The following is an 11,273-nucleotide window of genomic DNA, read 5'->3' as shown; positions in this document are numbered from 1 at the left end:
CATGGAAAACTGTAGGACAATTAAGCTGTCTAAAGACAGCCCTTGTCCTAAGCCAATTCATCCCAAGCCTAAAGGCAAGGGCTTTCTTAGCTAATTTCTGTAATGTTCTAAGGAAATATCAACTTCAAATTGATGTAAAATGCTCTTTTTAAGGTGAAGCAGCTTTTCGGATAATTACTTTTCTCTAAAGTAATAAAAGTTGCTCGTAGAGCTATCGTTCTCCGTTAGTTCAGTCCAACAATGATGTTGTGGATAGTGTAGTGTGTCTACGGTCGGTACAACTGCTGTGTTTAATCTATAATATTCGAATTTGATCATTAATTCTTCCCTTGCTTAGTCCTCCGCGATAACATATTACGGATTCAATGTTAAGATCTAGATATTTTTTCAACGAAAGTCGAGCTTCCTCTATATCGAGTGTTGTTGGCTCATGAATGGATTTGATCCTTAATGCTGTATTATTTTTTCATCTTTTTTCTGTAAATCCATTGTTGTCGAGAAAGACCAATAAATATGATTGTAAAGAGAACAGATTGAATCCAATTATCGCTATTCTTGAAAATAGTGTTGTAATACGATGTCAGAACACCTAATGCCACAAGCCCCAAGAAAACATAATTCCTTACCAAAATGTTCTTTCTAAAGATGAAGTGAATTCCTAGAACGACTATTAATGTGTACAGAGTAAGAAAAGAAATGGTGATTAATAACGCTTCGATTTGACTGAGTTCCATAACTCTCCTCCTCTACGTTGAATTGCGCTTACGAGTTTGTTGTAACTTCGTAATATATGACTGGCAACCAATGAACGTTAAGCGCTATTGCTCCGGCACTCTGACTTGCCCATTCTCTACAATAATATAACCTTGGCTAACTGCGTCATTGAGGTTGTTGATCCTTTTTCGTAGTGAGCATATATGTCAGCCCCAACTACATTTTTAGCAGTAGGATCAATGCTAAATTTGTCTTCACCAACTGCAATATAGTTGTTCATAAATTGGAACTGCATTAATGACTCGTTTCATTTTGAATCAAACCATTTTTTGTTATATATGCAAAAATATATTTCATTGTGTCAAAATCATGTGAATCTAAAAGTAACATAACAAATATAATATGTTTCATATATTCTAGAAAATAGTAAAAAAAAGAAACGGTGAAATAAAAAAGAAGCACCTTTAAGGTGCTACTACTATTACTACCAAGGGTGAATACTCCCAGAGTCACCAGAGAAAGACGCCGCCGTTGTTACAAATATAACTGTGTAGAGAAGGGATTTAAAATATAGTTTTTTGATTAAGTTCTTCATGCTTAACCCTCCATTTCTTTAGCGCTTTTAATGTAGTAAGTGCTTAACTTTTCAAATGTAGGCTGTGGGGAGACATTATGCTCTAAGTGGATACGCATAACCGTGTTAAGGCATTCTTTTTCTTTGACCGTATCGTTTACTTTGGAGTAGTATGAAGCCCCATCCACCATATGAGCTATGCATTTTTCATAATCCTCTAATGCTAAATAACATTCCCCTTTAACTTGGAGGTAGTCGGCATATCTAGAACAAATTAAAGGGTTACTCTTGTCTAGTACGGACGGGTTTATTTTGCTAGTTTCTAGTTGGTCTTTCGCGCTTTTAAGATCGTTTTGCTTTAGGTACAATTGAAGGAGTTGTCTGGTTGCAGGTATGGAGGAAACTTCACTACAAGTCTCAAGGAATGCTAAGAGCTGTTCAATCGCTTGCTCGACATTACCCTTCTTTGCATTGAATAGTGCGTCCATTAGCACAATATTCTCTCTGGTATGTGGGTGATTGAATTGCTTGTACTGTATAGAGTACAATTCAGCCTCTTTGTATTCTCCAATACTAAAATGCGCATCTCTGAGGATTCCTAGCGCATTTACTTTATAGGGGCTTTCGCCGTTGTCTTTCGTAATTACTCTCTTGCAATGGTCAATGCTTTCACCATAGAGTCTCAAATTGTAAGCATGAATCCCTAATTTGTAGTGTAGCTCAATCCGATCATTTTGTGGCAAGAAATCGATGTAATGAAGAACATACTTTCCGCTGTAGTAGGTTTCTTTCAATTTACTGAAATCATTACGTTCAACAAGGTATCGTTGGTACATACCTTTTGCAATGAATGGCATGATTCCATGCGCGCGCGCGTAGTCAATGATGAGGTTAAGCAAAGATAATTGAATGGAGGTGTCCTCGACGGAGTCAATCGTTCGATAAAGCTTTTCTGTTAAATCTAAGCTGTCTTCATTCGATGATTCAAGGTACTTGGTTGCAGCCTTTCGAATTAACTCGACATCACTGCATTGACGGACTGTTGCCTGATAGATGCGCATTAAATGTTCTGATCTTTTTTCGACTTCAACGTAATAATCGATCAGTGTTTCAAAGGATATCTTCAACGCCGCTGCCAGTGGATGTACGGTCTGAAATTCTGGTCGTTTGACATCACCATTCTCAATTCTTGATATCGTCCCTTTAGGAATGCCTGACAACTCTGATAACTGTGTTAGTGTTATATCTAGTGAGCGTCTTGTATCACGTATGAGTTCCCCGATTGTTTTAACGACTGCTACTTCCAATATCAGCCCTCCTTATCTTTATTGACCACCTATATTTTACCACCGCTTTCACGAAGAGTAAACATTTCTTAACTCATTATCCATTTTGTGAAAATGTCAACATCTAAAAAAGACGAACACTCAAAAAGTGTTTCGTCCTTTCTGCAACTTATTCATGGTTTGTCTATACTTACGTTTCGCTATAACAGTCACTATAACAACATCACCATTATCTTTACCATTTAACATTATAGCTTGGTAGCATACTCGATACGAAAAACCATACCGTTCAGGACTTCCTCAGCGATCAGAGAAAGATCGAACTTCGAATGTCGTCTCTCCATCCGGCAGGGAACAGCCCGAAGTTCCAGATGTTTCCATCTGGAGAGACATAGCGACAGCAAGCCCGCATCCATGAGGACACGGGCTTTTGCAATTACTATCAATGAAATGGTCTCACCGTTCCGCCGCTTTCATCATGACCGCAACCGATTCCGCCCGGGTTGCCGTCTCATGCGGCGCGAACTTGCCGCTGCCCCGGCCGCCAACAATTCCCACTTTGACCGCCGCAGCGACAGCGCCTCGTGCCCACTCCGGAATATCCCGGTCATCTGCAAAAGCTGTGGCCGCCTCATTCTCCGCGCTCAGCTTCAGCGCCCGCGCGATGATGACCGTCATCTCCTGACGCTTGATAGACGCATTAGGACGGAACGTGCCATCCGCGAAGCCGTTCACGATGCCCGCCTCGACCGCTTGGGCAATCGCCTTGCTCGACCATGCTCCAATGCTCGCTGCATCCTTATACTTCAGCTCCACGCCATCGTTCTGCCAATGCATCGCCCTGGCCAGCATGACGATGAATTCCGCTCTCGTGACCGCAGCATCGGGCTGGAAGGATCCGTCCGGGTAACCGCCGACGATCCCCTTCCACGCCGCAGCGCGTATGCCCTGTTCCGCCCAATGACCGCTTATGTCCGTATAGGCCGCCACGTCATCCGCATCATCCGTATCATCCGCCACGGCAAATACGGCAAATATCCCGAGCTTCTTAACCTCAGCAGTAATGAAATGTCCGCTTACGCTGCCTCCTGCCTCGCTCCACGCTTTGTTCGCTTCATCATATTGGAACAACGACGCCTTGTGAGCCGGTCCGAGCTTGCCGGCATCGAATGCCATCGTAACCGCCACCGGCTTAGCGAAGGCGCGTCCGTCATACAGCGCCTCGTACACTTCACTGGCGAGCATCGCCTTGTCACTGACAACAGAGGACGGATTGGACACTTGCCGCAACGTCAGCCGCAGTTCTTCGTCCGTGGCGCCGGCAGGAATGGATATGCTGAATTGATTGCCTATTCCGAATGTCCCGGACTGCCCCGCTTTCAGCGTCAGCTGCCCTTCTTTCTCCACAGCCGGGGCCGTCGAAGTCACACCCCCGCCGCTGCTGCCTCCTGTGCTTCCACTGCCTCCATGGCCCCCGCCGCCGTTGTTGCCCGGAACGACCGAGTCCTTCCATTGTTGAATCAGATCCTTGATTGGTTGAACCGGACGGGTCGCGTCATACGGATAACGATTCAGAACCTGCAGCAACAGCGCTCTTAATCGGCTGCTTCCGTTATATTTCAGCAGAGCTTCTTCCATTTCCTTAATCGCCTGCTGGTACTCCTTCACCTCATCCGGCTGATACACTTCGAACTCGAAGAAGGAGTAACCAAAGACAGTCGCCCGCTTCACGCCTTGGAATTTGACATATCGCGCAACCTTCGGATCGAATGTAATGATGTCCAAGTTGCCTTTGGAAGTGATGACTCCGCCATCACCGGACACATTCGTCCAGTTCTGCTTGTCATCAGACACGAGCAGCTGATATTTCTCTGCACCTGCTTGCCACTTGATAATGACTTTGTTGATTTCTTTCGACTCACCCAAGTCAACCATAAACCACGCATCGTCCACATAAGCGCTGGACCATCTGGAGCTTATGGATACAACTCCATCTACCGCCATGTCAGATGAATAATATGGGAACTCAGTCGCGGAAGACTCCGTCGCTTTATGAAGCGCCACATTATCACTGCTAAGCAGCTCAATCGGTTTATTGTATATCATGACATTATCCAGAACACCCTTGAATGCGTTCGTATCGCTGCCGATCTTGAGCGTTGGCAGCACCAGCGTCTGCAGATGAGGATAAGTGTTCTCAAGCCGCTCCACGTACTCATCCACATTGACGAACAGCGTAACGCCTTTACTATCACCCCGCAGGAAGATATGCGTCCACTTGTCTTCCGGAACGACGTAATTGAATGTGCTGTCATAGTGTTCCTTCGTAAATCCAAGCTTGCCCGTCTTGCCCTGCTTGAGCTTCAACTTGCCTGCAGGAGAGTCCATTAGCACAGCGTCATCCGGATTGTTCTTGTCCGGCTTCACCCACATCGAGAGGGTCCAGCCGAATCCGAGCGCCACGATCGGTGTCTCAATGTAGCTCTTCCCTCCGTTCAAGCGAACACCCTTGTCGTATTTCCCTTCTGTCATTTCAACGTTGACGCCCTCACCGTCAAATCCGTTGCCTGATTGATCCTTGAATTGATCTTCGAACAAATATTGAATGACACGATTCTCTTCATTATCTACGACGATCTTATGCGATAAATTCGCATTCGGCGCATCGCCAATGGCCTCCGCCCGCTTCACATACCGCTCGAAAGACTTGTCGTCTCTCGTGCCGGTCCACATCTTCTCCGACACGACTTGGATCCCAGGCAGCAACCGCTCATGCGAGTCGTCCATCGATAAGCCATTGGCATCAGACACATCGTTCCATAAGGCGAACATGCCTCCTTTCACGCGCGGGTGGCCGAATGGCAGCGTCGCAGTCTCCCATTTGATCGGCTCCCATTCATTGTACAGGAACTGGGAATTCAAGTATTCCCCATACAATGTAGGTACGATATACAGGAATACATTCTGAACGTTAAGAACGTCGAAGCCGAGATCTACCGCCTGCTGCGGCGCGCCATAAGGCTCATACCAGATGTCCATCGTAGCTTCATTACTTACCGGTGCCGATCCGTTGTATTCCGTCAATCCGCCCCATAAATGCGGGTGCTTGCCTTTGCCGTTAATATGCTTCACGAGTGTATCCATGTACCGCCGGAAAATTTCAACATCCGGTCCCCAATATTCATCCGTACCAATGTGCACTTCAGGCCCGACGAAGGTCGGATCACTTCCATCCAAGTATTCATCGAACAATTTCTTCACAAAAGCAACGGTTTCCGGTTTGGAAATGTCTAAGGAGCGTTCGTTCCCAAGTGTAGGATCATAGGAGGTAAATGCGCGGGAATGCCCTGGCGTATCAATTTCCGGAATGACGTTGACACCATAATCCATGCCTAGAAGCTGAAGGTCTTTGAATTCCTGCTTCGTATAATAACCGTTCGGGCTGGCCAGTCCCGGATATGTGGTGCTCTCCAGCCGGTAAGCTGCCGTCGTTCCATCTGCAAACGGCGTGCCGACATCATCGTTCAAATGAATTTGGAACATGTTCATTTTGTACCAAGACATCAGCTTTACGTAGCTTCTAAGGAAATCTATCGTATAGAACTTGCGAGCGACATCGATCATCAGTCCGCGCTTCTCGTACTTCGGATAGTCTCTCGCTTCCCCCTGAGGGATGGTTCGATCCTTGTTCTGCTTGATGATCTGAAGCGCTGTTCTCGTACCGAAGAAAGCCCCCTTCGCTGACACCGAGGTAATCGACACATACTCGCCTGCCTCAAACACATTGCCTTCCTCACCAAGCCACGTTAATGACGGGTCTATCAACAAGTACAGATCTCCACGCTGCGGTTGCCCATAGACAATCTCAAGCTCGTATCCCGTAAGATCCAACAGATCCTCGCGTGTCAATTCGGCTGCCTTGCGCAGCGCTGACTCGTCCTGCGGGTTCACGACAATGCGCGAAGATTCGGTCAGTGTATAATTGCCGGAGCCCCCATACCATTCTCTCAAGGATGGAATGACGTCCGGCTCTGCATTTCGTTCTGAGGTCTGCTTGTACTGCCCTGGAACCGTCACGGCGATATTTCCCGACAGGAGCTTCCGATTCGAATCGTTTACATCCTCTACCTGAACGAGAAGATTCACCTTGGCATCCACCAACGGCGTGCGAATGTTGCCCTCTCGATCAATGACAGGCAATCGGTCACTGCCGTACACGCCCACGCGGTACCCCTTCGGCACTTCAGCCGCAGACCAATCCAGCTTCGTCTGACCGGCATGCACCGTCAATGTTGCTGCTATTTTGTCTACGATGGATTGCAAGTCATTCAATTGATACACCTCAAATTCATAAAAGGAGTAGCCATACAGTATGCCATCGACAGGTGCCCGCTTCACGCCCTGGAATTTCACATATCTGGCTTGACGCGGAGTGAAATCAATGATCTCGGTCCCTCCATTGCATTGGATCATGCCATCATTGTCCTTCACATTCGACCACTGCACCCCGTCATCAGATACGAGTATCTTGTATGTATCGGCCCGTGTCTGCCATCGAATGACGACGCGATCAACAGCCTTCCGCTCTCCAAGGTCAACATAGAACCATTGATCATCTTGCTTCGCAGAAGACCATCTCGTATTGGGCTTTCCATCTACGGCTAATTCAGGATTAAGATAATCCACTTCATTGCCAGAAGCAAAGACCGGCTTGTTCAAGGCTAGATTCGTCCCGCTGAACGCAGCGGATGCATCATCTGGAGAGTCGCTCGGGAGCATATTGCCATCTTTGTCATAGACGGCATCCGTGACGCTTGGCGGCGGCCCATCCTGAACATCTGGGACTGCTACTGCAGGAGGCGTGTCCGCCTGCCTTGATGCGGCATCTTTCGCTGCATCTTGCACACTGGAATTCGCCAGCGCTGTCATCGGCTGGGCAAAGGTCAAGGTCGTCGTCATTGCAACCATTAGACTGAGCAGCAACGAAATCGCTTTCAATTGTATCGTCTTCTTCATAGTCCCTCCATATCATCTTGATATCGGTTTGGTTGAGTACAAGTTATTGGTCCTTCACCCCCTCTTTTTTAATCCTATAATTTCCAGAACACTGCTGCAACACAAAAAGAGGCATGAGCAAAAAGTTTACACTTTTCACTCATGCCCCGCTCGGGTAACACGTAAAAGGTAGATATCCCATCTTATTCAGGGTGATGCTCAATTATGAAAGAGAAGCCGAAAAAACGCAGTTCCTTTTTTTAGAGAGTGCGGAATTTCAGATCTTTGCAGTCAATGTAAAACTTAAAGGTTCTCTTTTCCTTTTTTCCATTTACGGAAAGACTCAACGTCAAGTTTTTAACATCACGGTCCTCCAAGCCTTGATTGCTTACCCAGCCATGTTTTTCCTTCTTGGGCTTGATGGACCCGTCTTCAAAGTCGGGATTTGCCGGAGAAATCCCCACCGTTTCATACGATTTACCCTCGATGCTATAGTTTGCTCCTACCTCGGTATTGCCTAATACAGGTGTAATATTTTCATCAGCCGTGTTGTTTTTGATTGTAATTTCGAAGTCCGTTTTCCCCTCTGTGAGCCTTACCGAATGAACCGTAACCTCTACATCCTTTACGGTTTGTGTAATAGGCAATTTTTGAAAGTCAAACTTCGTATCGGTACTGCCGGAAGAGGTACTTTCTTTCTGCTCATCCTTCTTTTTAGAAGTCAGCTTGATGTCGCCATTTTCAAAGGCAACGCGATATCCAATCGCATCGGCCAGTTCCCGAACCGGAAGATAGAGGTTGCCCTCGATGGACACGGGCTTGTCGCTCAGCGCTTTCTCTTGTCCGTTAATGTAAATTTTATGTTCTTCGACTTTGGCCGTAAAGTTCGATGCAGCGAATGCAATTCCTGAGAAAAAGATCGCGCCGCATATGAATCCAGTAACTAGTTTCTTCATTGTTATCTTTCCTTCCAATATACAAAATCTTTGGGGTTACGTTAACCCGATGCTATCATCTAAGACCAACGCTCTACGCAAATTTCGAGTTTTGAGTCAACTAACGCTTTATATCGGCGCTCCACCGTGTTTCCCGCTGCATCGACCTCGACGATTCCATCCTCGCGGCTGACCTGGAATACCCATTCCGTATGCAGCGGGATTTGCAGCCGATTGGAATACGTGTGGTTGCTCGGGTTGTAGTTCAAAGGAAACCACGCATACAGCTTGATATCTTCAGGCGTATTCGGCGGGACATTCACGACGATATCAAGCGTTATATGTGCTTTGATTTCCGAGATGACACGAATCGTTATCGCAGCTTCCAAGCCGTCGTATTGAACCGTTACCTTGGTTTCCCCCTCTTGTAAGGGGATAATGGTTCCATCATCCCGAACTTCTGCGATGCGCTCGTCCTCTACTTGATAAGCCGTTCTTAATAGAGACAGCTTGAACCCCGTATCGAACTCCACAATCGGATTCAACCGGCATGGAGGACCCACGATTCCAACCTCTTCACTGCCGTGCAGAGTCATTGAACAGGCCTTGCCCTTATTTCCAAAAAAGTGGATAAGCGGCGCAGCCACTCTTGCCGCCCAGTCTTTTTCCACATGAGCAGCTTCAGGTTCATAGAGATAGACAAGCTCGTCGTCTGCTTCATAACCTAAGTTCAGAAGCTTCTCGGCCACTTCCCGCACATGCTTTTCCATCACCAACAATCCTTCACTGCTGCCCAGATCCATCCATATTTTAGCGATAGGCTGTTTTGCAGCGAAAGAGTGGTACATTGGCACTTCTTCCTGAGTCGTTGGGTCCACGCAATAAAAATACGGGGAAACGATGCCAAGCATGCTGAACACGTCGGGACGGCGCAATCCAATATGGTACGTGACTTGTCCCCCTCGTGAGGAACCCATTAAAGCGGTATGCTCCGGCTCTGTTTTCGTACGAAACACAGCATCGATATAAGGCTTCACTTCATCGATGATAAATTGCTCATACCGCTCACCTCGCGGCCGAATCGGAACTTTATCGGCTTGATGGAGAATGCCCTCCATGTCATGGGTGAATTCATCGGCCCGCTCCTGCCCCATATTGGGAATGCCGACTACAATGATTTCTTCGATGATCTGATCGGCAATCAGCTGATCGACGGCGACATGCACATTCCATGAATAACCATTGAAGGCTGGATGAAAAATATTTTGCCCATCATGCATGTACAATACCGGATACCGCTTGCTCTTGTCATGATGATATCCGGGAGGAAGATATACGAATAGTTCCCGCTTGTTATCCAGATAGCCGGAGTGAAAATTTTCAATTCTCAATATGCTTGACCTATGCTTCATATTCATCACCTTTACTCACCATGAAATCCACCCAATTCTCGACTTCGTAATGCAAGACCAATCCATCCGCGACCGTAAATTTGCGATAAGGCACTTCCTGGCCATGACGATCGGTTTCATGCTTGCCTAAGCCTCGGGAAATTCGAAATTCAAAGGACATATCCCGCGGCACCTCAAACGTTCCCCCATAAAGCCCTTCATCAATCATCGGCAATTCGATACCGGCATAGAGCCTATCTGTTCGAGGCGTAAATTCCGGGACCTTAACGAAGACGTTCACTGTGGCCGTATCGGAAATATACGGAACGACGGTGACGTCCACACGAGCTGTTACATGATGATTGTCATAGGATATAGTTGTCTTCCCTGCTTCCTTCGGAATTAGTGTTCCGTCTGCTGTTACCGCTAAAACATCGGAATCGGCCACTTTATACGTTGCGTTTATATCCGTCATGACGAAGCCGCTATCAAAATGAACAACCGGGTTCAACGTCCGCTTGGGCCCCTGTATACCTATTGTCTCAGGCCCACGCAGTTCTACATGAACAGGCTTGCCGATATCTCCGAAAAAGTAAAGAAGAGGCGCGTGTACCCTGGCCGCCCAATCTTTCTGCGAATGACCGGAGCCGACTGCATAGTAGTACATCAAATCATTCCCCGGCTCATAGCCGATTTTGATGAGCACATCCACCACTTGCCGCACATGCTTTTCCATGACCGTAAAGCCTTCGGAATCTCCTACATCCATCCAAATTTTGAGATCCTTCTTCTCCGTATAGACGTTGCTTAACCATCTATCTTCCATCGTGTCCGGGTTCACACTTACAAAGAAAGGACATAGCGCTCCTATCATGCCAAATGTATCGGATTGACGGAAACCGATATTATAAGATACTAATCCGCCAGCAGATGATCCCATCAAGGCCGTATGTTCTTTGCCCGTTAAGGTCCGGTATTCCCGATCGATAAAGGGCTTGACTTCATGAACGAGAAATTGTTCATACAGTTCGCCTTGATTGGCCGTATGGAACACATTGTGTCCATCCGGATTCGCATGCATATATTCCGCAATCCTCGCATCTTCCACATGGGAAATCGCGACAACAATAATCTCTTTCATCTTTCCTTCAGACACCAATTGGTCTACCGCTTTATGAACGTCCCAGGATTCCCCCTTATGATCCGCACAGAAAACATGCTGACCATCATGCATATAGAGGACAGGATAACGCTGCTGTTCATTCATTTCATAGCTAGGGGGCAAGTAAATAAACATATCTCTCGTATTATCAAGGATGCTTGAATAAAACTGGTTGATTTCGATTAACCGTGCTGAACCCACTAGACATTCTCCTCA

At 46.7% G+C, this 11,273-nt stretch carries 5 protein-coding genes and 1 pseudogene; all 6 read right to left on the bottom strand.

Annotation, left to right across the window (positions count from 1 at the left end; translation table 11 throughout):
- Positions 1-295: 295 nt before the first annotated feature.
- A pseudogene (locus A372_RS39580) lies at positions 296-436 on the bottom strand (MBL fold metallo-hydrolase); the annotation flags it as partial.
- Positions 437-1,311: 875 nt separating this feature from the next.
- The gene (locus A372_RS0115715; RefSeq protein ID WP_019421827.1) at positions 1,312-2,595 is read right to left on the bottom strand and encodes a helix-turn-helix domain-containing protein; all 1,284 of its coding nucleotides are present in this window, start codon (positions 2,593-2,595) and stop codon (positions 1,312-1,314) included.
- A gap of 435 nt (positions 2,596-3,030) precedes the next feature.
- Complete coding sequence (locus tag A372_RS0115710) at positions 3,031-7,590, bottom strand: discoidin domain-containing protein (protein WP_019421826.1); 4,560 nt, start codon at positions 7,588-7,590, stop codon at positions 3,031-3,033.
- A 239-nt stretch (positions 7,591-7,829) separates the two neighbouring features.
- Positions 7,830-8,543, bottom strand: a complete 714-nt coding sequence (locus A372_RS0115705) for a stalk domain-containing protein (RefSeq protein ID WP_237728542.1) — start codon at positions 8,541-8,543, stop codon at positions 7,830-7,832.
- A gap of 41 nt (positions 8,544-8,584) precedes the next feature.
- Complete coding sequence (locus A372_RS0115700; protein ID WP_019421824.1) at positions 8,585-9,916, bottom strand: alpha/beta hydrolase; 1,332 nt, start codon at positions 9,914-9,916, stop codon at positions 8,585-8,587.
- Positions 9,906-11,258, bottom strand: coding sequence for an alpha/beta hydrolase (locus A372_RS0115695; RefSeq protein ID WP_019421823.1), 1,353 nt, complete (start codon positions 11,256-11,258; stop codon positions 9,906-9,908). The genes A372_RS0115700 and A372_RS0115695 overlap by 11 nt, the downstream gene beginning before the upstream one ends.
- Positions 11,259-11,273: the final 15 nt, after the last annotated feature.

It is taken from the genome of Paenibacillus sp. OSY-SE (assembly GCF_000283315.1).
Lineage (GTDB): Bacteria > Bacillota > Bacilli > Paenibacillales > Paenibacillaceae > Paenibacillus_B > Paenibacillus_B profundus.
Note: the sequence above shows the minus strand (reverse complement) of the source record. Positions and strands in the feature narration are given on the sequence as shown.

What these genes read in the sequence shown, in the direction of transcription:
- A372_RS0115710 (WP_019421826.1), bottom strand. Translation starts at nt 7,590, where the DNA reads ATGAAGAAGACGATACAATTGAAAGCGATTTCGTTGCTGCTCAGTCTA.
- A372_RS0115700 (WP_019421824.1), bottom strand. Translation starts at nt 9,916, where the DNA reads ATGAAGCATAGGTCAAGCATATTGAGAATTGAAAATTTTCACTCCGGC.